The 26,605-nt window shown below is 60.5% G+C and carries 24 protein-coding genes and 1 pseudogene; 15 read left to right on the forward strand and 10 right to left on the reverse strand.

Annotated features, from left to right (window positions below; genetic code table 11):
- The first annotated feature begins 8 nt into the window (after positions 1-8).
- From KCG88_RS14135 to KCG88_RS14145, 3 genes are all read left to right on the forward strand, one after another.
- Positions 9-1,286, forward strand: a complete 1,278-nt coding sequence (locus KCG88_RS14135) for a flavohemoglobin expression-modulating QEGLA motif protein (RefSeq protein WP_011059489.1) — start codon at positions 9-11, stop codon at positions 1,284-1,286.
- Between the two features lie 117 nt (positions 1,287-1,403).
- The gene (locus KCG88_RS14140; RefSeq protein WP_210712575.1) at positions 1,404-2,330 is read left to right on the forward strand and encodes an alpha/beta hydrolase; all 927 of its coding nucleotides are present in this window, start codon (positions 1,404-1,406) and stop codon (positions 2,328-2,330) included.
- Positions 2,327-2,653: a hypothetical protein gene (locus KCG88_RS14145; protein WP_011059491.1), complete on the forward strand. Its 327-nt coding sequence runs from the start codon at positions 2,327-2,329 to the stop codon at positions 2,651-2,653. Before KCG88_RS14140 ends, KCG88_RS14145 begins: the two co-directional genes overlap by 4 nt.
- Before the next feature lie 112 nt (positions 2,654-2,765).
- Here the strand turns inward: KCG88_RS14145 and KCG88_RS14150 are convergent, their stop codons facing one another.
- From KCG88_RS14150 to KCG88_RS14160, 3 genes and pseudogenes are all read right to left on the reverse strand, one after another.
- The gene (locus tag KCG88_RS14150; RefSeq protein ID WP_047284091.1) at positions 2,766-3,554 is read right to left on the reverse strand and encodes an OmpA family protein; all 789 of its coding nucleotides are present in this window, start codon (positions 3,552-3,554) and stop codon (positions 2,766-2,768) included.
- 53 nt (positions 3,555-3,607) lie between these two features.
- Positions 3,608-4,021: a DUF4398 domain-containing protein gene (locus tag KCG88_RS14155; RefSeq protein ID WP_011059493.1), complete on the reverse strand. Its 414-nt coding sequence runs from the start codon at positions 4,019-4,021 to the stop codon at positions 3,608-3,610.
- A gap of 288 nt (positions 4,022-4,309) precedes the next feature.
- A pseudogene (locus tag KCG88_RS14160) lies at positions 4,310-4,408 on the reverse strand (pilin assembly protein); the annotation flags it as partial.
- Between the two features lie 179 nt (positions 4,409-4,587).
- On the opposite strand from KCG88_RS14160, the gene KCG88_RS14165 reads away from it, so the two are divergent.
- Complete coding sequence (locus KCG88_RS14165) at positions 4,588-6,225, forward strand: hypothetical protein (protein WP_246882695.1); 1,638 nt, start codon at positions 4,588-4,590, stop codon at positions 6,223-6,225.
- 53 nt (positions 6,226-6,278) lie between these two features.
- Positions 6,279-8,051, forward strand: coding sequence for a P-loop NTPase fold protein (locus KCG88_RS14170; protein WP_210712576.1), 1,773 nt, complete (start codon positions 6,279-6,281; stop codon positions 8,049-8,051).
- A 33-nt stretch (positions 8,052-8,084) separates the two neighbouring features.
- Here KCG88_RS14170 and KCG88_RS14175 read toward each other — a convergent pair whose 3' ends face one another.
- Both KCG88_RS14175 and KCG88_RS14180 read right to left on the reverse strand, forming a co-directional pair.
- Positions 8,085-8,405: a hypothetical protein gene (locus tag KCG88_RS14175; RefSeq protein ID WP_054889485.1), complete on the reverse strand. Its 321-nt coding sequence runs from the start codon at positions 8,403-8,405 to the stop codon at positions 8,085-8,087.
- Between the two features lie 89 nt (positions 8,406-8,494).
- Positions 8,495-8,803, reverse strand: coding sequence for a hypothetical protein (locus KCG88_RS14180; RefSeq protein ID WP_210712577.1), 309 nt, complete (start codon positions 8,801-8,803; stop codon positions 8,495-8,497).
- A gap of 204 nt (positions 8,804-9,007) precedes the next feature.
- On the opposite strand from KCG88_RS14180, the gene ppc reads away from it, so the two are divergent.
- The 7 genes from ppc (at position 9,008) to KCG88_RS14215 (ending at position 16,262) form a co-directional block, all read left to right on the forward strand.
- Positions 9,008-11,638, forward strand: a complete 2,631-nt coding sequence (ppc, locus tag KCG88_RS14185) for a phosphoenolpyruvate carboxylase (protein ID WP_011059495.1) — start codon at positions 9,008-9,010, stop codon at positions 11,636-11,638.
- Between the two features lie 289 nt (positions 11,639-11,927).
- Positions 11,928-12,575: an adenylate kinase gene (adk, locus tag KCG88_RS14190; protein WP_015634313.1), complete on the forward strand. Its 648-nt coding sequence runs from the start codon at positions 11,928-11,930 to the stop codon at positions 12,573-12,575.
- A gap of 90 nt (positions 12,576-12,665) precedes the next feature.
- Positions 12,666-13,340: a tRNA (adenosine(37)-N6)-threonylcarbamoyltransferase complex dimerization subunit type 1 TsaB gene (tsaB, locus tag KCG88_RS14195; protein WP_210712578.1), complete on the forward strand. Its 675-nt coding sequence runs from the start codon at positions 12,666-12,668 to the stop codon at positions 13,338-13,340.
- Between the two features lie 186 nt (positions 13,341-13,526).
- Positions 13,527-13,829, forward strand: a complete 303-nt coding sequence (locus tag KCG88_RS14200; protein ID WP_047284092.1) for a hypothetical protein — start codon at positions 13,527-13,529, stop codon at positions 13,827-13,829.
- Positions 13,826-14,686 carry a DUF72 domain-containing protein gene (locus KCG88_RS14205; RefSeq protein WP_026020060.1) on the forward strand — a complete coding sequence of 287 codons (861 nt, stop codon included), beginning with the start codon at positions 13,826-13,828 and terminating at the stop codon, positions 14,684-14,686. The genes KCG88_RS14200 and KCG88_RS14205 overlap by 4 nt, the downstream gene beginning before the upstream one ends.
- A 33-nt stretch (positions 14,687-14,719) precedes the next feature.
- Positions 14,720-15,550 carry an isocitrate lyase/phosphoenolpyruvate mutase family protein gene (locus KCG88_RS14210; protein WP_047284093.1) on the forward strand — a complete coding sequence of 277 codons (831 nt, stop codon included), beginning with the start codon at positions 14,720-14,722 and terminating at the stop codon, positions 15,548-15,550.
- A gap of 13 nt (positions 15,551-15,563) precedes the next feature.
- Entirely contained in the window at positions 15,564-16,262 is a 699-nt protein-coding gene (locus tag KCG88_RS14215; protein ID WP_047284094.1) for an extensin family protein, read from the forward strand.
- An 8-nt stretch (positions 16,263-16,270) separates the two neighbouring features.
- On the opposite strand, the gene KCG88_RS14220 is transcribed toward KCG88_RS14215, so the two are convergent.
- Complete coding sequence (locus tag KCG88_RS14220) at positions 16,271-16,888, reverse strand: hypothetical protein (RefSeq protein WP_015634318.1); 618 nt, start codon at positions 16,886-16,888, stop codon at positions 16,271-16,273.
- A gap of 94 nt (positions 16,889-16,982) precedes the next feature.
- Between KCG88_RS14220 and KCG88_RS14225 the strand changes: the two genes are divergently transcribed.
- Entirely contained in the window at positions 16,983-17,765 is a 783-nt protein-coding gene (locus KCG88_RS14225) for a class I SAM-dependent methyltransferase (protein WP_019093907.1), read from the forward strand.
- A 97-nt stretch (positions 17,766-17,862) separates the two neighbouring features.
- Here KCG88_RS14225 and KCG88_RS14230 read toward each other — a convergent pair whose 3' ends face one another.
- Positions 17,863-18,498 carry a TetR/AcrR family transcriptional regulator gene (locus KCG88_RS14230; RefSeq protein ID WP_047284096.1) on the reverse strand — a complete coding sequence of 212 codons (636 nt, stop codon included), beginning with the start codon at positions 18,496-18,498 and terminating at the stop codon, positions 17,863-17,865.
- 94 nt (positions 18,499-18,592) lie between these two features.
- On the opposite strand from KCG88_RS14230, the gene KCG88_RS14235 reads away from it, so the two are divergent.
- Positions 18,593-19,681, forward strand: a complete 1,089-nt coding sequence (locus tag KCG88_RS14235; protein ID WP_011059505.1) for an efflux RND transporter periplasmic adaptor subunit — start codon at positions 18,593-18,595, stop codon at positions 19,679-19,681.
- A gap of 6 nt (positions 19,682-19,687) precedes the next feature.
- Entirely contained in the window at positions 19,688-22,744 is a 3,057-nt protein-coding gene (locus tag KCG88_RS14240) for an efflux RND transporter permease subunit (protein WP_047284097.1), read from the forward strand.
- A gap of 122 nt (positions 22,745-22,866) precedes the next feature.
- Here the strand turns inward: KCG88_RS14240 and KCG88_RS14245 are convergent, their stop codons facing one another.
- Genes KCG88_RS14245 through plsB form a run of 3 tightly spaced genes read right to left on the reverse strand, consistent with a single transcriptional unit; the run spans position 22,867 to position 26,535 of the window.
- Positions 22,867-23,556, reverse strand: coding sequence for a DUF4197 domain-containing protein (locus KCG88_RS14245; RefSeq protein WP_047284098.1), 690 nt, complete (start codon positions 23,554-23,556; stop codon positions 22,867-22,869).
- A 24-nt stretch (positions 23,557-23,580) separates the two neighbouring features.
- Positions 23,581-23,979, reverse strand: coding sequence for a YbaY family lipoprotein (locus KCG88_RS14250; protein ID WP_047284099.1), 399 nt, complete (start codon positions 23,977-23,979; stop codon positions 23,581-23,583).
- Between the two features lie 51 nt (positions 23,980-24,030).
- Positions 24,031-26,535 (reverse strand): glycerol-3-phosphate 1-O-acyltransferase PlsB, encoded by a 2,505-nt coding sequence (gene plsB, locus KCG88_RS14255; RefSeq protein ID WP_047284100.1) that lies wholly within the window; start codon positions 26,533-26,535, stop codon positions 24,031-24,033.
- Positions 26,536-26,605: the final 70 nt, after the last annotated feature.

The following is a 26,605-nucleotide window of genomic DNA, read 5'->3' on the forward strand; positions in this document are numbered from 1 at the left end:
AGCTTTTGGTGGACGATTACCAGCAGACGATACGCACCCTGTCCGATCGCATAGTGCTGGCCCAGACACCGATCCGCGTGCTGGATGCGGTGAAGTGGGACGAGAACGTCCGCAAAGGCTTTCTCAAGGCCAAGGGCAAGGAAATGCCGGCGGTGGATCGCGCCTATTACGAGGGGCGGCCACTGTCTTTCGATTCTGGCGCGGTGAAGCTGGAATTCCAGAACATCGAGCGTGACATCACCCGCCAACTGGGCCAGTTCAACCCGGTGGGGCAGATCATGCGCCGCATGTGCAAGGAATACCGCATGGTGGTGCGCATGCTCGAAGCACGGGGCACCGGCGACTTCGGCCTGATCTCGCAGGAGCTGTACGGCGCAGCATCCGATGCCTTCCACGCCGGCGACCCGACCCTGGCGGACCTGGGGCTGATGATGTCCGACTACCTGAACAACATCGACGGTCGGGGCGATCTCAAGGACGAACCCAAGACCCTGAGTGCCAAGGATGCCGTGAGCCTGCTGCAAAGCCGCCTGAACAAGGTGTTTGGCGAGGCCGAGGAAACCATCCGGGTGTTCGAGTCCGACGGGATCGTCGCCGACGCCGCGGCGGGGGCCGACTACATCAAGATCCGCAGCGATGCGATGTTCAACAACCGTGACGTGCGGGCCCTGGAAGTCCATGAGGGGCTGGTGCACGTGGGCACCACCCTGAACGGCCTCAACCAGCCGATCTGCACCTTCCTGGCCAAGGGCCCGCCCTCGTCCACGGTGACCCAGGAGGGGCTGGCGATCCTGATGGAGATCATCACCTTTGCCTCTTACCCCAGCCGCTTGCGCAAGCTGACCAACCGCACCCGGGCCATCCATATGGTGGAGGAGGGCGCGGACTTCCTGCAGGTGTTCGAGTTCTTTCGCGAGCAGGGCTTCGAGATGGCCGAAAGCTACGGCAATGCCAGCCGGGTGTTCCGCGGGTCGGTGCCCACGGGGCTGCCGTTTACCAAAGACTTGTCCTACCTCAAGGGCTTCATCATGGTTTACAACTACATTCAGCTGGCTGTGCGCAAGGGCAAGCTGGAGCAGGTGCCGCTGCTGTTCTGCGGCAAGACCACCCTTGAGGACATGCGCACCCTGCGCCAGCTGGTGGACGAAGGGCTGGTGGTGGCGCCCAAGTACCTGCCCGAACAGTTTCGCGACATGAACGCGCTGTCGGCCTGGATGTGTTTCTCCAACTTCCTCAACCATCTGAGCCTGGACCGGATCGAGGCGGACTACTCCAACATTCTTTGACTTCTGCCGGGGGGCGCACATGGACGTATCCACAGACAGCTGCAGCCGCTGGTACAGGCTGCGACAAGGCCTGCAGGGCCTTGAGCGCCCATCCGGGTACAGGCCAGGGGGCTGCGGATGAGCCGGCTTCTGAAGTGTTGCGCGGTGTTTGCCCTGCTGCTGGGCCTGCACGGCTGCAGTTCGTTGCTGTTCTATCCCGAGCCCGGGCTGCCTTTCACCCCTGAGCGGGCCAGGCTCCAATATCGTGACGTGACCCTGACTACCGCCGACGGCCTCAAGCTGCACGGCTGGTGGCTGCCGGCCAAACCCGGAGTGGCGGTCAAGGGCACGGTGCTGCACCTGCATGGCAACGGCGGCAATCTGGCCTGGCACCTGGGGGGCAGTTGGTGGCTGCCGGAGCAGGGCTATCAGGTGCTGTTGGTGGACTATCGCGGTTATGGCCTGTCCGAAGGTGCACCGAGCCTGCCGGCGATCTATCAGGACCTGGATGCCGCGTTCAAGTGGCTGGACCAGGCCCCCGAAGTGCAGGGCAAGCCATTGATCGTGCTGGGGCAAAGCCTGGGCGGCGCCCTGGCCATCCACTACCTGGTACAGCACCCCGAACGTCAGGCCCAGCTCAAGGCAATGGTCCTGGATGGGGTACCGGCCAGTTATCGCGACGTCGGGCGCTATGCCTTGAGTACTTCCTGGCTGACCTGGCCGTTGCAGGTGCCGTTGTCGTGGCTGGTGCCCGACACCGACAGCGCGATTCACTCGATGCCGCGCCTGACCGGGGTACCGAAACTGATCTACCACAGCATCGACGATCCCATCGTGCCCCTTTCCAATGGCATCCGTGTGTATCAAGCTGCGCCCCCGCCCAGGGTCCTGCAGCTGACCCGCGGCGGCCATGTGCAAACCTTTGCCGATCCGACCTGGCGCCGCGTGATGCTGCGCTACCTCGATGATCCGCAGCATTTCGACGGGTTGCGCCGCCTGGGGGAGATCCCCAATTACCCGACGCCCCCGAATTCAGCAGTTGAACCTCCAGAGAGTCCGCAATGAGTGAAGAACGCAACGCCATTCCCATGATCATCACTGGTATCTGCAGCATCATCGTTACCGTGGGCAGCCTGTGGTACTACGGCTACCTGCACTTCGCCAAACCGGAGGATGCATTGCTGCTCAGCGACTTCACCATGCTCAAGACCGTGCCCGGGGAGGACTACAAGATCTCCCTGCAACCGGCCGATGAAGTGGCCCAGTGCATCGACGGTGTCCTGGTGCTGTTCGACACTCAGCAGAAAGGCCTGACCGGGGTGCTGGTGAACAAGAAGAAGCAGGCCGTGCGCTGCATGGGGCAGGAAACTCCGCAACTGGAGCAGTGATCTGTTCGCCGGCAAGCCGGCTGCTACATGGATAAGGGCATAAAAAAACGCCGCCGACCTGAAGAGGTCGGCGGCGTTTTGTCTTACCTGCCTATATAGGCAGGGCGTCCGATCAGTTGCGGCTGACCGACGAACGTGGTGCTACCGGCTGGTTGTCGTTGGAGATGGTGACTTCCACACGACGGTTCATGGCGCGGCCGGAAACACTGCCGTTATCGGCCACCGGATATTCCTTGCCATAACCCTGGCTGACGATGCGCGCCGGGTCGATACCCATGCGGATCAGAGCCATCTGCACCGAGCCGGCACGGCGCTCGGACAGCGACTGGTTGTAGGAATCGCTGCCGGTGCTGTCGGTGTAGCCTTCGACGATCACCTTGCGATCGGGGTTCTGCTGGAGGAATTGCGCCAGCTTGTTGATGTTCGCCAGGCCGCTGGATTTCAGGTCGGACTTGTTGGTGGCGAACAGCACGTCACCGAAGGTCACCAGGGTGCCGCGGTCGGTCTGCTTGGCGTTGAGGCTGTCCTGCAGCTGCTTGATCTGCGCGTTGCGAGCATCGAGGATGGCGCGAGCGCGCTGGTCGCCGGCGTCCTTGAGCTTGGCTTCGGCGGTGCGCAGGGCGATGGTTTCCTTGGCCACTTCAACCCGCTGGTTGGTCAGGTAGGCCAGTTGGTCGACCTTCTTCTCGTCTTCCTTGTTCAGGTAGGCCTTGTCGGCCTTGTCCATCCAGTCGGCGGCGTCCTTGGTTTCCAGGGCGGCGACCTTGCTGGCCTGCGGGTTGGCCTGCAGGGCGGAGAAGTTGGTGCGGGCGTTTTCCAGGTTGGCGTTAGGCGGGGTGGAGCAGGCCGCCAGGGCTACGCTCATGGCCAACAGGGCTGGGATCATCAATTGTTTGCGCATAATGGTTCGTCCTTTCAATCAAATACGAGTACGTGGGAATCGGCGGCGGCTTCTTATTGCACGCTGCGCATACCTTCCTGACGCAGTTCCTGAACGCCTTTCTGCGAGTCTTTGAGCGCCTGCTCGGCCTTGGCGGCCTGGGCCTTGCGCTCTGCTACGCGGGCGTCCCACTCGGCTTGTTCAGCCAGGCGGCGGGCTTCGTCGTACTTCTTGTCGTGCATGGCAATCTCGGCTTGCTTGAGCTTGTCCTGCGCCGACTTCATTTCCACGGCAGCAAATTCGGTACCGCCTGCGCTCACTGCGCTATTGACCGCAGATTGCGTGACCGCGTACTGCTCGGTGGGCGGGTTCCCGGCACAACCGGCCAGAACCATGCTGCTACCGAGGGCCAGCGCGGCCAGCTTCAGCCCGCGCAGAGAGGTGAACGAGGATTTGGCAGTGCTGATCTTCATGGTCTTCAACTCCATTGGGTAACTCCTGGAAAACATCAAAATCCATCCTGGTTCTGGCGCCGTGACGCTTCAGTGACGACGAGCGCTGATGGCAAAATTTGAAACGGCCGTTCCAGTGATGGCTAATGGGTGTGACCCGAGGCTTTTTTGAATAGTTCAGAGAAAGATGGCGATTGGCCGGAAAAAAATCTGACGCATCGGACAAGGCTCTAGACCGGGAACTTTTGCCGCGCGCAGGGGTATCCCCGACCCTTTGCAGGGCCGGGAAGGATGATTGTCAGGTGTGCGCGGGAGTGTGGAAGTTCAGTGCTTGGGCTTGTCGGACTGGCTCGCCAGCAGGTGCAGATGCTGGCGCGACAATGCCAGGAAGCGAGGGGTGGGACCCACATCCTCGGATATAGGTTATACAAAGGAAAATTTCGTGGCCGAGGTTGTCCCTCACAATCCAGCTCAGTCCAAATCGGTCGAGGGTAGTGGTCGTATCCGGGCGGCAATCCCAGCACCATTACTTGGTGTGCTTGAGCGTTCGATGTTAAAACGCCTGTACAGGATTCCGCTCATACGATAGCGAGTTATGAACGATGGCACCACGGAAGAACAGAGCACCAAAGGTTGTTGAAGAAGGAATCAGCGTAAGCACCCGCGACGACTTTTCTGATGTGACTAAGATTGAGCTGCTTGTGAGAGCGGCGAACCTCTGTTCGCGTTGCCATGTCTTCACGATTGGCTCCACAGATGCTGGCGACAGGAAAAATAGCATTGGTGTCGCTGCACACATTTGTGCGGCTGCGAGTGGGCCGGGTGCCAAGCGGTTTGACGCGAGCCAAACGAAAGCCCAGAGAAGACATTTCGATAACGGTATCTGGCTTTGCTATTCGTGCTCCAAGCTGATCGACAACGAAGAGACATTTCACACAGTAGCTCATTTAAAAGAAATGAAGGCTCGCCATCAAGTCTATGTGTCTGGATGGGTCGGTGTAGTGCCAATGGCACCATTCGAAGCCAAATCTGAAATTCGTGCGGGGATTCTTGAAGCAACCATCTTCTTGATTACAAAGGCAGGCAGTCCGGCAAATTTCGATGTCTCTGCAGTCGTAGAAGGCTATGAACAAACAATAAACAATATCGATCCAAATTTTAAGGTTGTCGTTACCGCCACGAGCGATTCTGTTGTGCATGAATTGGTCCCAGTCACCAGCCCTGCACCGCCAATTCAGATGGTTTTTAATGATGATGATGCTAACATTTCTGCTGATCTCGCTTGGCAGAAAATGATTGAGGTAGGGGAGAGTATCCACATCCCTACAAATGATTTCAAATTCGTAGGTTCAAAACTATTCGAACATCTTAATGATGTCATCGTAGGTGGAACTCTTACGCTCACTCCCAGTAAACGACGACTAGAAACGTGCATCTATTTTGTCAGTGATGATGCGGAATTCGAGCTTGCTGCTACTGAATCATTTATGGGGAAGGGGTCAAAACAATTTGACATTGAAGGATCTGCGTTAGATGGATTTTTTACTTATCGCTATTTTATTCATGACCGCTACAAGGTGGACGCAACGTATACGTTCGACGTTGCTGGATGGCTCGGGCAGTCGATCAATAATCTGAGACATTATCATCGGATTAAAAGAGCATATGACTTCGTTGTGAAATATCCGAAGTCTAAAGTCTCTATTGAAATTGTGCTGAATGGGCATCCCATGCGTCTTTGGGATGGAACGCATTCGGATTTTACCGAACTGTTCAACCGCTTGAAAAGAATAGTGGAAATAGCTGAGTGGTCTAGAATCATCGCCGCAAAAATTTCTAAGTCGTTAAAATTGAAAACTCTTGATTTGACAGTGAAAGATGAACGCTATATAGAGTTGTATGCTCAACTATTGAAAGGTGATGTAATTCGTAAACTTGATTATGGCGAATATATTTTTTCCGCTCGTATTGACGAAGCGGAAAGCAAGGCCATAAATGTTTTCTGCTCGGAAGAACACACAGAGGTTACGATTACAAATTCACCTAAAATTGATTTTTTTGGTAATACTATCCGACTGCCCAAATTGACGAAGAAGGTTTCTTCTTACGATATCGTTTTCTATTCAAGTATACGAGAATCTGACTTCAAGTCTTTGTGGTGCCTAGGTAGGACGAATAACTCTAGCGAATCAGTGATTTCAATTGAGGATGAAAGTTCACCTGTCCTGATCGAAAATTAAATTCATTCAGGTTTTCTTTGAAGTGTGTAAGTTTTTAAAGGAGCATTATTCTGGTGTCAATCATTCAGGTAGAAAAAGCACTTCATGATTTTTCAGTCAAGAAAATGGGTTCTGCAATTGTTCTGAAAGGAGAGTGGGGCACGGGTAAAACCTTTCTCTGGAATTCGGTAATTGAAAAGTATAGAGCTGATTTTGCTCACGCTAATTATTCCTATGTTTCACTGTTTGGAATTAACTCATTAGCGGACTTAAAACGTTCAATTTTTGAGAATACAGTTCCCAGCAAAAAGGCTGGTGATGTTACCAGTAAAGATTCTGTTGTAGAGAATTTGAAGAAGCTTGATTTCAGCGATGGGGTTGGATGGCTGAGAAGAAATTTCGGCCATGGCAGAGAAGCTAAAATTCCATTTGTTGGAAGTTTTGGTGGGGTTATTGATTCAATTCAATATTCACTGGTGACAGAAACAATTGTATGTATTGATGATTTCGAGCGTCGTGGTAACTCCCTAGCCGCTCGGGATGTTTTGGGGTTGGTTTCAAATTTGATTGAAAAAAAGAATTGCTCTGTAATTCTTATTCTCAATGAAGGTTCTTTGAAGCCTGATGATGAATTTTTTACCTATAGTGAAAAGGTTTTCGATTACGAAGTTGTTTTCAGTCCGTCAGTGCAAGAATCTGTTTCTTTGGTTTTTAATCCGTCGGATGAAACACGCAAGATCGTTTCCGGTAATGTTGCTAAGCTGAAAATAAATAATGTGCGATTGTTGAAGAAGGTTGATTACTTTGCGGGGCTTCTTCATGATCGGCTTAATGGCTGTCAGGAACAAATAAAACAGCAGGCTTATAAGATATTGCCCCTCGCTATACTCTCAATATATGGTGGGAAATCAGCAGTCGTAGATATTGATTTCGTATTGAATTATGAGGGCAATATGTCAGGCTATCGTTTGCCCGGTGATGAACCGACACCAGAAGAGTTAGCGGCACAAGCAGTGATAGATTCAAAGATAGAATATCTTGAATCATACGGTTTTGGAGCCTGTGATGAGTTTGATGTTGCAATCATAGATTTGGTTAAAAAAGGTTATGCTGATGATGAGTCATTGCAGAATCTAGTCCAGACCTTGGAGTCTAAGATAAAGCATGAAGAAGATATTGCTCTGTTGCAAAAGGCATGGAATGTTTTTCATGCTTCTTTTTTGAATAATGATGATGAGGTTTTTGCAGCTTTCGATTTGGCTATGGATGTCGCTCTTGTAAAGTTTACAATAAATGATTTGGATTCAATCGCTTCTATTTACTATGATGTGGGGAAAATAGTAAAAATTAATGAAGCTATTGACGTGTATTTTTCTGAAGTGATCATTCCTAGCGACATACGTGAAAAAAGTGATATTTTTCGCTGGCCTTCAAATGTGTATATTCAGCAGAAGCTTGAAGAGTATTTTGATAGTTTGGTGATAGAGAAAAGTTTATCTGAACTAATGGATTACGCTTACAACGTTTCTGGATTTGATAGTGCTGACGTAAGGAATAGCGTCGCAAAAAAAACCGAAGCCGAGTATTTAGAATATTTCTCTAACCTCAATGATTATAATTTTACAAATTATGTGAGAATGTGTTTGAAGTGTGGTCAGGTTAGTTCTCCTGATAAAGATATTCAGGACGGCTATCAGAATGTTTTTGTAAAAACCTACCACTGCCTAATGAAAATGTCGGAAGGTTCTTTGCTCAATAAGGCCAGAATGAGCAAATTTCAAGGTTACGAAACGCTTTATGCTCAGGCAGTTCAGAAACTGGCTAGTCAACAAGGTCAACCTGAATAGCCTCTTGCGAGGCTCGATTCAGGATTTCAGACCCTATCCCCGTAGGGTCTTTGAAATTGCTTGTTCAGCTTCGACGTAGGCGGGTGTCTTACCAGCGTCGGCAAAAATCTCTTCACCTTCCTCCACTCGGATCACCTCAGACCCTTTGACGTAGGGCATGGCTGTTTCCGCTTCTTTTATAGCAGTGTGAATTAGCCCCTCAGTGATGACGCTTTCATCCAGTTCGTAGGCTTCCGCAAAGGCTTTGATTTTCACTAGGTCTTGTTTGCGGATGGTCAGGGTGATTTCAGCAAGCTCCGAGGCTTCGTGAGCCTTGTTTTCCCAGTTGCTGAGCATGGTCTTGAAGGTGTCCATGGGGTATCTCCGGCTTGGCTACATATGTTCGTAAATCTGTGACTGTCTTTACCGCTCATGGTTCGCTGAAATGATCGCAAACCCATGTTCTACGCGGCCTTCAAGAGACCTTGAGTTTTTCCTATTGCGTGCTCGCTTTCTTCGTACAGTGGATCGCCCTCTTCATCGGTGGCCACGACGTGCTGGCCCTGAATGTAGGGGAAGCTCGCCTCCAGCTCTTCCAGGGCGGCGCCGATCAGTTCGCCGAGCAGTTCTTCGGTCTGGCGTTTGGGGTACATCTCGGAAAGGGCGGCCAGGCGTGCGGCGGCTTCCACATCCAGGTGAATCCGGTAGCCGGTCCGGGTCAGGCGACCTTTGGCGTTTTCTTCCCAGTGTTGCGCAAGTTCACGGATTTTCATGATGACCTCAATGAACACCTGCTCGTGGCAGGCTGGGTTGAGTGGACCGGCCTGGGCCGGTGGACGGCCCTCGTGCGGCCTATGCTTGAGACTAGCTGCATCGGCGAAGGTTTGGTGCGCTTTGCCCCACGCTTGCTAAGCGAGGTGTGCAGGCGGCACTCTTGAGCCTTCCGTGCCGCCTTGAGTCCGCTGGAGAACACCTCGATGACCGATATTGATGCGCGCTTGCGCGAAGACGTTCACCTCTTGGGGGAACTGCTGGGCAATACCATCCGCGACCAGTACGGGGAGGCTTTCCTCGACAAGATCGAGCAGATTCGCAAAGGCGCCAAGGCCGATCGCCGGGGTTCGCCGGGGGCCGAACTGAGCGCCAGCCTCGACCAGTTGAGCGAGGACGAACTGCTGCCGGTGGCCAGGGCCTTCAACCAGTTCCTCAACCTGGCGAACATTGCCGAGCAGTATCAGTTGATCCACCGCCGCGACGAGTCGCAGCCGGCCCCCTTCGAGGCTCGGGTGCTGCCGGAACTGCTGGCTCGCCTGCGGGCCGAAGGGCACAGCGCCGATGCTCTGGCCCGGCAACTGGGGCGCCTGGAAATCGAGCTGGTGCTGACCGCTCACCCCACCGAAGTGGCGCGCCGCACCCTGATCCAGAAATACGATGCGATTGCCGGGCAACTGGCGGCCCAGGACCACCGTGACCTCACCAGCGCCGAGCGCGGGCAGATCCAGGAGCGCCTGCAACGCTTGATCGCCGAGGCCTGGCACACCGAGGAAATCCGCCGGACCCGACCCACCCCGGTGGATGAAGCCAAGTGGGGTTTTGCGGTGATCGAGCATTCGCTGTGGCAGGCCATCCCCAATTACCTGCGCAAGGCCGACAAGGCCTTGTTCGAGGCCACCGGGCTGCACCTGCCGCTGGAGTCGGCGCCGATCCGCTTCGCGTCGTGGATGGGCGGCGACCGTGATGGCAACCCCAATGTCACCGCTGCGGTCACCCGCGAAGTACTGCTGCTGGCGCGCTGGATGGCCGCCGACCTGTACCTGCGGGACATCGACCACCTGGCGGCCGAGCTGTCCATGCAGCAGGCCAGCCCGGCGCTCCTGGCCAGGGCCGGGGATAGCGCCGAGCCTTATCGGGCGCTGCTCAAGCAATTGCGCGAACGCCTGCGGGCCACCCGCAACTGGGCCCACGCGGCGCTCAGCGCGGCGGTGCCGGCGGGCGCCGAGGTGCTGCACAACAACCGTGACCTGCTGGAGCCGCTGCAGCTGTGCTACCAGTCGTTGCACGAGTGCGGCATGGGAGTGATTGCCGACGGGCCGCTGCTCGACTGTCTGCGCCGGGCGGTGACCTTCGGTCTGTTCCTGGTGCGCCTGGATGTACGCCAGGATTCCAGCCGGCATACCTCGGCCATGACCGAAATCACCGATTACCTGGGCCTGGGGCGCTACGAGGACTGGAGCGAGGAGGATCGCATCACCTTCCTGATGCGCGAACTGAGCAGCCGTCGGCCGTTGTTGCCAGGCTATTTCAAGCCCTCGGCGGACACCGCCGAAGTGCTCGCCACCTGCCGTGAAATCGCTGGTGCGCCAGCGGCGTCCCTGGGGTCCTATGTGATTTCCATGGCCGGCGCGGCCTCCGATGTGCTGGCGGTGCAGTTGCTGCTCAAGGAATCCGGTGTGCTGCGGCCGATGCGCGTGGTGCCTCTGTTCGAGACCCTGGCGGACCTGGACAACGCCGGCCCGGTGATGGAAAAACTGCTGCACATGCCGGGCTATCGTTCGCGCCTGCAAGGGCCGCAGGAAGTGATGATCGGCTACTCCGACTCGGCCAAGGATGCCGGCACCACGGCTGCGGCCTGGGCCCAGTACCGGGCCCAGGAGCGGCTGGTGGACATCTGCCGCGAGCAACAGGTGGAACTGCTGCTGTTCCACGGCCGCGGTGGCACCGTGGGGCGCGGCGGCGGCCCGGCCCACGCGGCCATTTTGTCGCAGCCGCCGGGTTCGGTGGCGGGGCGTTTCCGCACCACCGAGCAAGGGGAAATGATCCGCTTCAAATTCGGCCTGCCGGACATCGCCGAGCAGAACCTCAACCTCTATCTGGCCGCGGTACTGGAGGCGACCCTGTTGCCACCGCCGCCACCGCAGCCAGCCTGGCGTCACCTGATGGACGAGCTGGCCAGCGATGGCGTCCGGGCCTACCGCGAGGTGGTGCGGGACAATCCGCAGTTCGTCGAGTACTTCCGCCAGTCCACTCCGGAACAGGAGCTGGGCCGCCTGCCGCTGGGCAGCCGCCCGGCCAAGCGCCGTGCCGGGGGCATCGAGAGCCTGCGGGCGATCCCCTGGATCTTCGGCTGGACCCAGACCCGCCTGATGTTGCCCGCCTGGCTCGGCTGGGAAGCGGCCTTGAGCAAGGCCCTGGCCCGTGGCGAGGGCGACCTGCTGGGGCAGATGCGTGAGCAATGGCCGTTCTTCCGCACCCGCATCGACATGCTGGAGATGGTGCTGGCCAAGGCCGATGCGGACATTGCCCGCTCCTATGACGAGCGCCTGGTGGAGGCCGAACTGTTGCCATTGGGCGAGCATTTACGCGACCTATTGTCGCAGGCTTGCGCGGTGGTCCTGGGCCTGACCGGGCAGTCGCAACTGCTGGCGCACAGCCCCGATACCCTGGAGTTCATCCGCCTGCGCAACACCTACCTCGACCCGCTGCATCTGTTGCAGGCCGAGCTGCTGGCGCGCTCGCGCAAGCAGCAGGCGCCGCAAGGAAGCCCCGTGGAGCAGGCGTTGCTGGTCTCCGTGGCCGGTATCGCCGCTGGCTTGCGCAATACCGGCTGAGGTGCGAGAGGGCTGCCGGCCAGCTGCGCGGCAGCCCCGATCAAGGCAATTGCGAGGTGTCGTTCTGGTTCATCTGGCGACACTTTGTTGTCGGGTTGCGACTTGTTCTACCCGGCCAATGGGGCACAAAAGGGCCGGGTTCCTCCGACTTTCGACTGCTTGTGTGCGCTGTGTCGGCTGTGTATCTTGATCAGCCTTTGGCCGTTTGGGCGGCCACACCCCCATTTTTGAGATTGGCCCCACGAGGCGAATCCGAGCGTTTCTAAATAAAAAATTGAGGAGCACATCGATGCGCGTAATTCTGCTGGGAGCTCCCGGGGCCGGTAAAGGTACTCAGGCAAAGTTCATCACCGAAAAGTTCGGTATTCCACAGATCTCCACCGGTGACATGCTGCGTGCTGCGGTCAAGGCCGGCACCGAGCTGGGCCTGAAGGCCAAGAGCGTGATGGACAGCGGTGGCCTGGTGTCCGATGACCTGATCATCAACCTGGTCAAGGAACGCATCAGCCAGGCCGACTGCGCCAATGGCTTCCTGTTCGACGGCTTCCCGCGCACCATTCCCCAGGCCGAAGCGCTGGTGAAGGCCGGTGTCGAGCTGGACAACGTGGTGGAAATCGCCGTCGACGATGAAGAGATCGTCCAGCGCATCGCCGGTCGCCGTGTGCACGAGGCTTCGGGCCGGGTCTACCACACCGTCTACAACCCGCCGAAGATCGCCGGCAAGGATGACATCACCGGTGAAGACCTGGTGCAGCGCAAGGACGACACCGAGGAAACCGTGCGTCATCGCCTGTCGGTCTACCACTCGCAGACCAAGCCGCTGGTGGAGTTCTACCAGCAACTGGCTGCCACCCAGGGCAAGCCGAAGTACAGCCATATCCCTGGCGTCGGTTCGGTGGAAGTGATCACCGGCAAGGTACTCGAAGCCTTGAGCTGAGTTGCCTGAGCGTTTGATCGTTGAACGGCCCGCTTGCGGGCCGTTGCTGTTTATAATGCGTCACTTTTTTCAATGCCTATGGAACCCCGAATGAGCACCTTGCTGGCCCTGGACACCGCGACTGAAGCTTGCTCCGTTGCTTTGCTGCATGACGGCAAGGTCACGAGCCATTACGAGGTGATCCCGCGCCTGCATGCGCAGAAGCTGTTGCCGATGATCCAGGAGCTGCTGGCCAATGCCGGGGTGACCTTGCAACAGATCGAAGCCATTGCCTTTGGCCGTGGCCCGGGCGCCTTCACCGGGGTGCGCATCGCCATCGGCGTGGTGCAGGGCCTGGCCTTTGCCCTGGAGCGCCCGGTGCTGCCGGTATCCAACCTGGCGGTGCTGGCCCAGCGGGCTCTGCGCGAGCATGGCGCGACCCAGGTGGCTTCGGCCATCGATGCGCGCATGGATGAAGTCTATTGGGGCTGTTACCAGGAGGTGGCCGGCGAGATGCGCCTGGTGGGCGCGGAAGCGGTATTGCCGCCGGAAGTCGCGGCCCTGCCCGAAGGTTCCAGCGGCGACTGGTTCGGCGCGGGCACCGGTTGGGGGTATGGCGAGCGCATTGCCGTCGAACTCAGCGGCCAGGACGCCGGCATGCTGCCCCATGCGGTCGACCTGCTGACCCTGGCGCAATTTGCCTGGGAGCGCGGCGAGGCGATCGTTGCCGACCAGGCTCAACCCGTCTATCTGCGGGACAAGGTCGCTACTCCCAAGGCCCGTTGAACCTAGAGAAAATGGGCGCGGTCATGCTGATAATTCTCGCATACGCCCGCCAATCATCCGTTTTTTCAGCCTGAACCTGCCCGGTTTTAAACCTTTTGGCTTTTCTGTGTTCTAGTTATCACTTGGGCATTTGCTAAGTCGAAGCGGTGCCGCTAAATTGCCATCATCGACCCCGGGCTTTTCTGTATGCGTATAGACGGCTTCTCCTCTCAGTCCTACCCCATCAAGCGCAAGCCTCGCAAAGGCCGTGCGCTGGTAGACGAGTCCCTGGACGATGCCGACGCCATTGAAGTGCAGCCCGAGCCTTCGACCCAGAGCCGTTCCCAGGCTTCTTCCCCACGTACCGGCAATCTTCCCGCCCGCCCCCAGGACATGATCTTCCAGCGGGCGATGAAAAAGAGCGTGGCCAACGCCTTGGCCAGCTACTTGACCACCGCTGGCTTTGTCGATTGGGATATGGAAGTGGTGGGTCTCGACCTGCATATCTGATGCTGCCTTATTTCCTCGGTTGTCCTTCCTGGAGCGAAAACGCCTGGCGTGAGTACCTGTACCCGGAAGATGCCCGGCCCAACGATTTCCTCGGCCTGTATTGCCAGGTCTTCAACGCCGTCGAAGGCAATACCACCTTCTATGCACGGCCGGCGCCCGGAACCGTGCAGCGCTGGGCCGAGATCATGCCCGAGCACTTTCGCTTTACCGCCAAGTTCCCCGGTGACATCAGTCACGGCGGCGACCTGCGCGAGCAGTTGAGCGCCGCTGAGTCCTTTATCCAGTTGCTCAGCCCCCTGGGTGAGCGGGTGTCGCCGCTGTGGCTGCAGTTGCCGGCCAGCTTTGCGCCACAGCGCCTGGCGGAACTGGCCGGGTTCATCGATGGCCTGGAGCGGCCGCTGGCGGTGGAAGTGCGACACCCGGAGTTCTTCACCAAGGGCGATGCCGAACGCATGCTCAACCGGCTGCTGCGCGAGCGTGGCGTGGAACGCATCTGCCTCGACCCGCGGGCCCTGTTCAGCTGCACGTCGACCGCTCCTGCGGTGCTGCATGCGCAGTCGAAAAAGCCCAAGGTGCCACCGCGCCCCGCAGCCTTCACCCAGTTTCCCCAGGTGCGCTTCATCGGTCATCCGGAGCTTGAGGCCAACGATCCTTTCCTCGAGCCCTGGATCGATAAGGTCGCCGGATGGATCGAAGAGGGGCGTACGCCCTACGTGTTCCTGCACACCTCGGACAACCGTCTGGCGGCCGAACTGGCGCGGCGTTTTCACGCCCGGCTGATGCAACGTTTGCCTGGCTTGCCCGCATTGCCTGAGTTATACAGAGAGCCCGCTGCGGAGCAACTCGGCTTGCTCTGAAGCGCCTTCAAGGCCTTCTTCAGGAGCGAGCCAATGGACGCGCAAACCCTTCGAGCCACTACCTTCAGGGCCCTGCATGAACGTGCCGGAGCCTTCGTCATTCCCAACCCCTGGGATGCCGGCTCGGCGAAGATGCTCGCCAGCCTCGGCTTCGAGGCCCTGGCCACCACCAGCGCCGGCTATGCCTTTTCCCTGGGGCGCCCGGATGCCGAAGGTGCACTCAGCCTGGAGAACACGCTGGACAACGTGCGCAGCATCGTCGGCGCCAGCAGCCTGCCGGTGGCGGCGGACCTGGAAAACGGGTTTTCCGACAGCCCCGAAGGCTGTGCCCAGGCGTTGCTTCTTGCGGCGGCCAGCGGTGTGGTCGGTGCTTCGATCGAGGACGCCACGGGCCATGCCGAGCAGCCGATCTACGATTTCCAGTTGGCGGTGGAACGCATCGAGGCCTGCGTGGCGGCCGTTCGCAGTCTGCCCTTTCCCTTTACCCTGACCGCCCGGGCGGAAAACCTGCTGCACGGGCGTGATGATCTGGCAGACACCATTCGCCGCTTGCAGGCCTTTGCCGAGGCCGGTGCCGATGTGCTCTATGCCCCGGCCCTGGGCAGTGCCGAGGATATCCAGCAGGTGGTGCGGGCGGTGGCGCCCAAGCCGGTGAACGTGCTGATGTCGGGAGGCCTCAACCTCAGCGTGGCGCAACTGGCGGAGCTGGGCGTCAAGCGCATCAGTGTCGGTTCGGCCCTGGCGCGGGCCGCCTACGGAGCCTTCTACCGGGCTGCGCAAGATATCCATAGCCACGGGCGTTTCGATTTTGCCGACCGGGCGATGCCGTTCGGGCAGATCAATCAAATGTTCAAGCAGCCGTGAAACGGGAGTGTCTGTGCGGGTAGTGAAAGTCCTGGGCGCCTTGTTGTTGCTGGGTGCCCTGTTGTTGATCGGTGTCCGCCTGGGCTGGCTGCCCGTCGCGGACAGTTGCAATCCCTGGGCGCCGCTGGACGTGCGGGCCAAGCCCAACCTGTTGACCCGTTTCAAGCTGGCGCGGCTGCGGGATGACCCGCAACTGTGCGACCAGGTGCTAGCAGGTTCGGGTTTGCGTACCAGCCGCCAGCCCGACAGCCGCACCGACGTTGCTTGCCCATTGAGCAATACCCTGCGTGTACAGGGTGGCGACGTGGCCCTGAGCAGCAGCTTTCTTGCCAGTTGCCCGCTGGCGGTGGCCTTTGCCCTGTATGAGCGCCATGGCCTGCAGTCGGCTGCGCAGGCGGTGTACGGCCAGCGGGTGGCGCGAGTCGATCACCTGGGCAGTTTCGCCTGCCGCAACATGTACAGCCGCCAGAGCGGTGCCCGCAGCCAGCATGCCAGTGCCAATGCCCTGGACATCGCCGGCTTTCGCCTGGTGGATGGGCGCAGCATCAGCGTGCTCCGGGATTGGCCCAAGGACAGCAATGAAGGCCGGTTTCTGCGCCTGGCCCGGGATGGCGCCTGTGACGCGTTCAACGTGGTGCTGGGGCCGGACTACAACAATGCCCATCGCAACCACTTTCATCTGGATGTAGGGCCTTGGTGGGTGTGTCGCTGAGGCTGGGCTCAGGCGGCGATGCGCAGGTTCTGCAGGATCAGTGGGCGGGCCCAGCCGATATCGAAGTCCATCGCCCGCTGTTGCTCGATGAGTTCCTGAGGCGGGAACGGCTCGGCGGGTTTGTCCAGCAGGTCCAGTTCGAATTCGGCGATCGGCAGGTGCAGTGGGCGGGGCTCCGGCGCAGGGCCTGGAGCAGGAATCGGCTGGCCGGCGTTGAGCACGATTGGGCGTACCCAGCCACTTTCGAAATCCTGCTGGCGCTGCTGGGCCACGATCTCTTCTGGCGGGAAGGGCGGGGCGGGTTTATCCAGCAGGTCCATTTCAAACTCGGCGATAGGCAGGAACAGCGGCTCCGGCGGGCGGACCTCGGTGTCTTGCACGTCGCAATGACGCTGGTTGACGATCTGCGCCAGCACATCGCTGCCGCCAGCCGGTTCAACCGGGCCATCGATGGCCACCGCCGGTACCGATTCAACGCTCGCACCTTCACCCCGTTGCTCGGCCAGGGCCTGGGCAAAGAAGTCCTGCCACAGATGGCTGACGCCGCTCAGTGCCTGGGAGTTGCGCAGGCCATAGTCGCCGTGGGGCGAGATATAACCTATCGATGTGCGTTGAATGTCTGACATTGCTCTCGGTCGACGCTTGAGCTCTGGCAAAATGGCCGATAGTCCTGTTATCGGCAGTTTTTGCCGATCATTAATTTTTTGAGTGTGTTTTCAGATGAATGAGCAACCCGCAGCCTGCCGCATCAAAGTCGAGGCCCTGGGCGCCGGATTCGCCCCGGCGGCCGAGCAATGGGCCGAGCGCCTGGGGCTGGCGCTGCAGGTCGATGAGGCCGAGTTCGCCTTGCAAGTGGGCGAGCAGGGCCTGCAGTTGCAGCAATTGGGGCCGGACGCGCCCGGGCCGGTACGGGTGGATTTCGTCGAGGGCGGTGCGGCCCATAGGCGGCTGTACGGCGGCGGCAGCGGGCAGATGATCGCCAAGGCGGTGGGGGTGGCCCAGGGCGTGCGGCCACGGGTGCTGGATGCCACGGCCGGTCTGGGCAAGGACGGCTTCGTGCTGGCGACCCTGGGTTGCGAGATGAGCCTGATCGAGCGCCAGCCATTGATTGGTGCGCTATTGGAAGACGGCCTGGCCCGCGCTGCGCTGGACGCCGAGGTAGGGCCTATCGTGGCCCGCATGCATTTGCTCAAGGGCAATTCCATCGAGCTGATGCGCAACTGGCAGGGTGAACCGCCCCAGGTGATCTACCTCGACCCGATGTTTCCCCACCGGGAGAAAAGTGCCCTGGTGAAGAAGGAAATGCGCTTGTTCCGGCCACTGGTGGGCGATGACAACGACGCCCCGGCCCTGCTTGCCGCGGCCCTGGCCCTGGCCAGCCACCGGGTGGTGGTCAAGCGCCCGCGCAAGGCGCCGTGCATCGAAGGGCCCAAGCCCAGCCATGGGCTGGAGGGCAAATCCAGCCGCTACGACATCTACCCGAAGAAGGCCCTCAAGGCCTGAGCCCCCTGTAGCCGCCAGCTTGCCGGCGAAAGCGGTTTTCAGTCCGCTTCGCTGGCAAGCCCGCTCCTACATCAGCCAGCGCTGCACCTGCCGGTTTCTACGGCCGGTAGGCGCGGATGAACAGCGCCACCACTTCCTGCACATGCTCCTCTGCGGCGGCGCCCCTCAAGGGTTCGCCGCAGCCGTAGAGCAGGCGGAAATTCGCCCCGCCCTTGAGCAGGCAGAAGAAGTGCTCGGCGGCGTTGCGCGGCTTGTCGATGCGCAGGGTGCCCAGCTGATCGATCTTTGCCAGCAGCCGCTCCATCCCCAGCAGTACCCGTTCGGGACCGGCCTCGATGAAGATCTGCGAGAGCTTGGGGTCCTGGCTGCCCAGCGTCATGATCAGGCGGTGCAGGTTCACCGACTCGTCGCTGTTGATCAGATGGTGAAAGCCCCTGGCGATATTCAGCAGAACATTGTCCACCGGCGTGTCGGGGGTCAGTTCGTAGATCAGCGTGGGCAGCTGTTCTTCGCATTTGGCCACCACGGCGGCGGTGAACAAGGTCTCCTTGTCGTTGAAATGGCTGTAGACCGTGAGCTTTGAAACCCCGGCCTCAGCGGCGACCGCATCCATGCTGGTACTGGCGTAGCCATTGCTCAAAAACAGGACTTTGGCTGCTTCGAGAATGGCCTGGCGCTTGGCCAGATCCTTGGGCCTGCCTGGCCCAACGTTTGCGGAAATATTGTCGGACATTTTTTCGCTGTTAATACTGGACTGGTGAGTTTGCTATTAATAACATACCGGCCAGTATAAATATTCCAAGCACCATTAGCGAAAGGTCGCCGCCATGTTCCGCTATGCCTTGCCAGTCAGCCTGGCTTTTTTTCTGTCTGCTTGTGGGCACGAAGAGCCCGTTCAAATTGGCATCCGGCCGGCCATGGTGGTCCAGCCAGAGCCTTCGGCACGGGCTTCTGACAGTTACCCGGGCGAGGTGCGAGCCCGCTACGAGCCGGACCTTGCATTCCGTATCGGCGGCAAGGTCAGCCGACGGCTGGTGGAGGAGGGCGAGCGGGTCAAGGCCAACCAGCCTCTGGCGGAGCTCGACCCGCAGGACGTGCGCCTGCAACTTGAAGCCACCCGGGCCCAGGTCACCGCGGCCAGCGCCAACCTCAACCTGGTGCGCGCCGAGCGTGATCGCTACAAGACCCTGCTGGAGCGGCAGATGGTCAGCCATTCCCAATATGACAACGCCGAGAACCTCTACCGTTCCGGCGAAGCCCGCCTGAAGCAGATCAAGGCCGAGTTCGATGTGGCCAACAACCAGGCCGGCTACGCGGTGCTGCGCGCGCCACAGGACGGTGTAGTGGCCAAGCGTGCGGTGGAGGTGGGGCAGGTGGTGGCGGCCGGGCAGACGGTCTTCACCCTGGCCACCGATGGCGAGCGTGAGGTGCTGATCAGCTTCCCCGAGCAGAACTACGGCCGTTTCAAGGTCGGCCAGCCGGTCTCGGTGGAACTCTGGACCCAGCCGGGCCAGCGCTTCGACGGGCGCATCCGCGAGCTGTCGCCCGCTGCCGATCCCAAGTCCCGGACCTTCGCCGCGCGCATTGCCTTCACTGCCGGCAAGGTGCCCGCCGAGCTGGGCCAGAGCGCCCGGGTGTTCATCCAGAGCGGTGATGCGGTGCCGCTGTCGGTGCCGCTGTCGGCGTTGTCCGCGGAAGGCGGGGCGACTTATGTCTGGCGGGTCGATGCCAACAATACCCTGCACAAGACCCCGGTGCGGGTCGGCGCCTTCGGCGAGAAGAGCGTGCCGGTGCTCGAAGGGCTGAGCGCCAGCGATTGGGTGGTGGCCGCGGGGGTGCATGTGCTCCATGAGGGCTTGCAGGTGCGCCCGGTGGATCGCTCCAACCGCGTGGTCAATCTGGCGGCCAAGGAGTAATACCCGATGGGTTTCAACCTTTCCGCCTGGGCGTTGCGCAATCGCCAGATCGTTCTGTTCCTGATGCTGCTGCTGGCCATTGTCGGTGCGCTGTCCTACACCAAGCTGGGGCAGAGCGAGGATCCGCCTTTCACCTTCAAGGCCATGGTCATCCGCACCAACTGGCCCGGGGCCACGGCCCAGGAAGTGTCGCGCCAGGTTACCGAGCGCATTGAAAAGAAACTCATGGAGACCGGCGAGTACGACCGCATTGTGTCTTTTTCCCGCCCCGGGGAATCCCAGGTGACGTTCATCGCCCGGGACTCGATGCACTCCAGCGAGATTCCCGAGCTGTGGTACCAGGTCCGCAAGAAGATCAGCGATATCCGCCAGACCCTGCCGCCCGGTATCCAGGGGCCGTTCTTCAACGATGAGTTCGGCACCACGTTCGGCAATATCTATGCGTTGACCGGGCAGGGCTTCGACTACGCGGTGCTCAAGGACTACGCCGACCGCATCCAGATCCAGCTGCAACGGGTCAAGGACGTGGGCAAGGTCGACCTGCTGGGCCTGCAGGACGAGAAAATCTGGATCGAGCTGTCCAACGTCAAGCTGGCGACCCTGGGCCTGCCCCTGGCGGCGGTGCAACAGGCCCTGGAAGAACAGAACGCTGTCTCCACCGCCGGGTTCTTCGAGACCCCGAGCGAGCGGGTGCAACTGCGGGTGTCGGGCAATTTCCAGACCGTGGAGCAGATCCGCGATTTCCCGATCCGCGTCTCCGGTCGTACCTTCCGCATCGGTGATGTGGCAGAGGTGCGTCGGGGCTTCAACGATCCGCCCGCGCCGCGCATGCGTTTCATGGGTGAAGACGCCATCGGCCTGGCGGTGGCGATGAAGGAAGGCGGCGACATCCTGGTGCTGGGCAAGGCCCTGGAAGGCGAGTTTTCGCGCCTGCAGAAAAGCCTGCCGGCGGGGATGGAACTGCGCAAGGTGTCCGACCAGCCGGCGGCGGTGAAGACCGGGGTCGGCGAGTTCGTCCGGGTGCTGGCCGAGGCCCTGATCATCGTGCTGCTGGTGAGTTTCTTCTCCCTGGGAGTGCGGACCGGGATGGTGGTGGCCCTGGCGATTCCCCTGGTGCTGGCGATGACTTTCGCCACCATGTACTACCTGGGGATCGGCCTGCACAAGATTTCCCTGGGGGCGCTGGTGCTGGCCCTGGGCTTGCTGGTGGACGACGCGATCATTGCGGTGGAGATGATGGCGATCAAGATGGAGCAGGGCTTCGATCGGATCAAGGCCGCCAGCTTCGCCTGGACCAGTACCGCCTTTCCCATGCTCACCGGCACCCTGATCACCGCGGCGGGCTTCCTGCCGATCGCCACGGCCCAGTCCGGTACCGGCGAATACACCCGTTCGATCTTCCAGGTGGTGACCATTGCCCTGGTGGCCTCGTGGATTGCAGCCGTGGTGTTCGTGCCGTACCTGGGGGAAAAACTGCTGCCGGACCTGGCGAAGATCCACGCGGCCAAGCATGGCGCCGAATCCAATCCCCACGGCACACCCTTCTACCAGCGGGTACGGCGGGTAGTGGGCTGGTGCGTGGAGCGGCGCAAGACCGTGATCGTCCTGACCATCCTGCTGTTCGTCGGCTCGGTGATGCTGTTTCGTTTCGTTCCCCAGCAGTTCTTCCCGGCCTCGGGCCGCCTGGAGCTGATGGTCGACCTGAAGCTGGCCGAAGGCGCGTCCCTGAGCAATACCGCCGATGAGGTCAAGCGCCTGGAAGCCCTGCTCAAGGAGCGTGCGGGCATCGACAACTACGTGGCCTACGTGGGCACCGGTTCGCCGCGGTTCTACCTGCCGCTGGACCAGCAACTGCCGGCCACCAGCTTTGCCCAGTTCGTGGTGCTGGCCAAGAGCATCGAGGAGCGTGAAGAGCTGCGCGGCTGGTTGATCGAAACCCTCAATGAGCAGTTCCCGGCGCTGCGCTCGCGGGTCACGCGCCTGGAGAACGGGCCGCCCGTGGGCTACCCGGTGCAGTTCCGGGTCACCGGCGAGCACATCGAGGAAGTCCGCGCCCTGGCGCGCAAGGTAGCGGCCAAGGTGCGAGAGAACCCCCATGTGGTCAACGTGCACCTGGATTGGGAAGAGCCCAGCAAGGTGGTCTACCTGAACATCGACCAGGACCGGGCCCGGGCCTTGGGAGTGAGCACCGCCAACCTGTCGAAATTCCTCCAGAGCTCGCTGATCGGTTCCACCGTCAGCCAGTACCGGGAAGACAACGAGCTGATCGAGATCCTGCTGCGGGGCACCCGCGAGGAACGCACCGAGCTGTCGTTGTTGCCGAGCCTGGCGGTGCCTACCGAGAATGGCCAGAGCGTGTCCCTGTCCCAGGTGGCGACCCTGGAGTACGGCTTCGAGGAAGGGGTGATCTGGCACCGCAACCGCCTGCCCAACGTCACCGTGCGCGCCGACATCTACGGCAAGGAGCAGCCGGCGACCCTGGTGCAGCAGATCCTGCCGACCCTGGAGCCGGTTCGCGCCGAGCTACCCGATGGTTACCTGCTGGAAGTGGGTGGCACGGTCGAGGATTCGACCCGGGGCCAGAACTCGGTGAAGGCCGGCGTGCCGCTGTTCATCGTGGTGGTGCTGACCTTGCTGATGATCCAGCTGCGCAGTTTCTCGCGCACGGCCATGGTGTTCCTCACCGCGCCCCTGGGACTGATCGGGGTCACCTTGTTCCTGCTGGTGTTCCGCCAGCCCTTCGGCTTCGTGGCCATGCTCGGGACCATTGCCCTGTCGGGGATGATCATGCGCAACTCGGTGATCCTGGTGGACCAGATCGAGCAGGACATCAAGGCAGGGCAGAAGCCCTGGGACGCGATCATCGAAGCCACGGTGCGGCGTTTCCGGCCCATCGTGCTGACCGCCCTGGCGGCGGTGCTGGCGATGATCCCGCTGTCGCGCAGTGTGTTCTTCGGGCCGATGGCAGTGGCCATCATGGGGGGGCTGATCGTGGCGACGGCGCTGACGCTGTTGTTCCTGCCGGCGCTGTATGCGGCCTGGTTCAGGGTCAAGAAAACCTAGGAACCGGTATGCGGGAATACATCCTGTAGGAGCCGGCTTGCCGGCGAAGAGGCCCTTGGGGCAGGTGCTTGTCCTGGCGAGGTCTTCGCCAGCAAGCTGGCTCCTACAGGTGGTGGGAAGGCTTACAGGGTGCCGAAGACTTTCTTGGCCAGGCTGGTGGCGGCTGCCGCCGGGTTCTGGCGAATGGTTTCTTCCTGCTTGCCGATCATTTCGAACAGGCCATTGAGGGCTTGTTCGGTCACGTAACTCTCGATGTTGGCGCTCTTGGCATCCAGCACGCCGAGCGTCGCAGCCTGGCCGGCGAAGGAGTTGTACTGCTTGGCCAGGCCGACCTGGTCAGTGGCCTGCTTGACGATCGGCAGGAACTTGGCGCGGATCTGCTCGCGGCTGCTCTTGTCCAGGTACTGGGTGGCGGAGTCCTTGCCGCCGGCAAGAATGCCCTTGGCGTCAGCCACGGTCATCTTCTTCACGGCATCCACCAACAGGGCCTGGGCTTGCGGGACAGCGGCCTCGGCAGCCTTGTTCATGCTGGTTTCCAGCTGATCGACCTGGTCGCCCATGCCGAACTGTTTCATTTTTTTCGCGACCTTGCCCAGGTTGCCCGGCAGCTCGATGCGCACCTCGGGGTTGTTGCTGAAACCACCTGGGGTGCCCAGCTGTTTGACGGCGATCTGCGCACCCTGGGTCAGGGCATCTTTCAGGCCACCGCTGGCATCACCCTGGGACAGGTCGTTCAGGGACAGGGCCAGGGCGCTGGCAGAGATCAACAGGCCAGCGCACAGGCTGGTGAAACGAAGCGAAGTACGGAGCATGGCGGCTTCCTTGTGCAATAAGCATTAACGAACAGCGTCGACCCGCAGCTTCAAGGGCTGCGGGTCGCTGCCGTCGAGTTTAACGGCGTTGTTTTCGGTGGTGATGAAGACCAGCTGGCCAGCCACTTCAATCCGCGCGCTGACCGAATAGCGGTGGCCGGGCTTGACCTGGGCCGGGTCGTAGCTGAGATGAAAGGGCAGCGGCACCTGGCCCTTGACCGGGCCGTTCTGCTCGGCCAGGACCACGGCAGGGGCGTCGGCCAGGGACACGTCCTGCAGGCTCACGCTCAGGGTGGCCGCCGGTGGCAGGGCAATGCGCTGCAAGTAGAAGACTTCGCCGTCGAGGCTGGCCTTGGCAGCGGGATTCATGGACTGGCAAGCGCCGAGCAGCGCGGTGGCGGCCAGCAGGCTGAGCTTTTTCATCGCGGATCTCCGTATCGAGGGCGCCGCAGTTGCTCCGGCGCCCGTAAGAATCTAGTCGTTTTGCGCAGGTGCCGCGAGCTGGTCGGCGGCGTCTTCGCTGCGGTGCAGGGCGACCTGGCGGATCGACAGGCGAATGTCTGCCGGCAGCACGCGCTTGGCGGCACCTTCGGCCAGCTCCCCTAGCGCTTCGTGGTAGCTCAGCTTGCCGGCTTCGTCGCGGCGCAGCACACCCTGGTCCAGCAAGGTCTGGATAAAGTGGCGGAACAGGCTCTTGTCGAAGAACTCCGGGGCATTGAGGCCATGCAGGATCGACAGGCGCTGGGCCATGACCGTGCACAGGTCTTCCAGCTCCTCGGCGCTGATGCTGTTCTGGCCGCTGTTGAGCAACAGGGAAATGGCCATGTAGAAGCGTTGCAGGGTCTGGGCAATGCTCTTGGACAGCAGGGTCAGCAGGACGAAATGCCGCGAGCTCGGGGCCGGACGCTGGTACAGGTCCTTCTCGAAGCGCAGCAGGCCCTGTTCGACAAAGGCCTCCAGCCACTGGTCCACCACCGCGTCCAGTTCCTCCAGCGGCCAGCGGATGAACAGCTCCGATTGCAGGTAGGGATAGAGCGCGCGGGTGTAGCGCAGGATCTGATCGCGGCTCATGCGCGACGAGCTCTGGAAGAAGCTCGCCAGCAACGCCGGCAGGGCGAAGATGTGCAGCACGTTGTTGCGGTAGTAGGTCATCAGGACGGCGTTCTGCTCGTCCAGGTAGAGGATCTTGCCCAGGGCGTCGCTCTGTTCGGCCAGTAGGTCCATGTCCTTGACGTGCTGGATCAGAGCCCGGCCGTCGCCTTCGGGCAAGGTGGTGTGGGGCGAGTAGGGCACGCGACGCAGCAGTGCCAGGTACAGGTCCAGGACCCGCGCCATGGCGCGGTCGTCCAGGGCCAGGCGGGTGGTGGAGAGCAGGGCCAGGGCCACCAGGTTCACCGGGTTGATCGCCGCGGCTTCGTTGAGGTGCTGGGCCACCCGCTCGCCGAGACGGTTGGTGGTTTCATTGAGCCAGGCCGGGCGGTACTGCGGGCCCAGCTCCTGGGTCCGCCAGTCCGGCTGTTCCTGGTCGAGGAATTCCGCCAGCTTGATCGGTTCGCCGAAGTTCACTGCCACCTGGCCGAAGCGCTGCTTGAGGGCGCCGATGACCTTGAAGATGTCGAAGATCGACTCTTTCTTCTTGCTCGCGCCGCGCAGCTCGCCCAGGTAGGTCCGCCCTTCCAGCACTCTTTCATAGCCGATGTACACCGGCACGAAGACGATGGGCATGCGTGAGGAGCGCAGGAAGCTGCGCAGGGTGATGGCCAGCATCCCGGTCTTGGGTTGCAGCATGCGCCCTGTGCGCGAACGGCCGCCCTCGACGAAGTACTCCACCGGGAAACCCTTGGTGAACAAGGTGTGCAGGTATTCGTTGAACACCGAGGTGTAGAGCGGGTTGCCCTTGAAGGTGCGGCGCATGAAGAAGGCCCCGCCGCGACGCAGCAGGCCGCCGATCACCGGCATGTTGAGGTTGATTCCGGCGGCGATGTGCGGCGGGGTCAGGCCGTTGCGAAACAGCAGGTAGGACAGCAGCAGGTAGTCGATATGGCTGCGGTGGCAGGGCACGTAGATCACTTCGTGGCCCTGGGCGATCTTCTGCACGCCTTCGAGGTGGTTGACCTTGATCCCGTCGTAGATCTTGTTCCAGAACCAGCTGAGCACCACTTCCAGGAAGCGGATCGCGGTGTAGGTGTAGTCCGAGGCGATCTCGTTGCCGTAGCGCAGGGCCTGGGCCTTGGCCTTTTCCGGGGAAATCTTCTCGCGCTCGGCCTCGTCGAGGATCGCCTGTTTCACCAGGGGCTGGTTGAGCAGGCCCTTGACCAGGTTGCGCCGGTGGGAAATGTCCGGGCCGATGACCGCCGCCTTGAGGTTGCGAAAGTGCACCCGCAGGATGCGCTGGGCCATGCGCACGGTACGCTCGTGGCCCTTGTTGTGTTCGATCAGCTCGCGCAGGTTGATCGGTGCGGAGAACTGCACCCGGGTCTTGCGCCCCAAGATCATGATGCTCAGCAGCCGGCGCAGGCGACCGGTCACCGCCCAGCTGTCGGCGAACAGCAGCTTCCACGGGCTCGACTCGCTGTCCGGGGATTGGCCCCAGAACACGCTGACCGGAATGATCTGCGCATCTTCGGCGGCATTCTGGGCCAGGGCGCTGACCAGCCGGGTCAGGGTCGGTGGTGCGCCGCGCTTGTCCTGGCGGCCGAGCCAGTCGGGCTCCGGGGTCAGGTAGAAGAAGGCCGCCGGTTCCAGCAGGTTGCCCACCGACACCGGCAGTACCGGGCGTGGCAGCCCAGCCTTGGTGCATTCGGTATCGACCACGGCGAGATCGGTCAGGGACGGGTTTTGCAGGACGTAGAACACCGGCCGGCTGCGGTCGAGGTCGAGGGTGAAGGACGACTGGTTGATGGTTTCCGAGCGCACCCAGAGGTACAGCAGGCGGCGCAAGGTGCCAAACACGAGACGGCGGATCGGGGAGCGGGTCATACGGCTTCTGCGTGAGTGAATATGTGGATGAACACAAAACCGAGCACCTGCTCGGGGCCGGTAGTGTGCC

This window comes from Pseudomonas sp. MWU349, from assembly GCF_017947325.1.
Taxonomy (GTDB): Bacteria; Pseudomonadota; Gammaproteobacteria; order Pseudomonadales; family Pseudomonadaceae; genus Aquipseudomonas; species Aquipseudomonas protegens.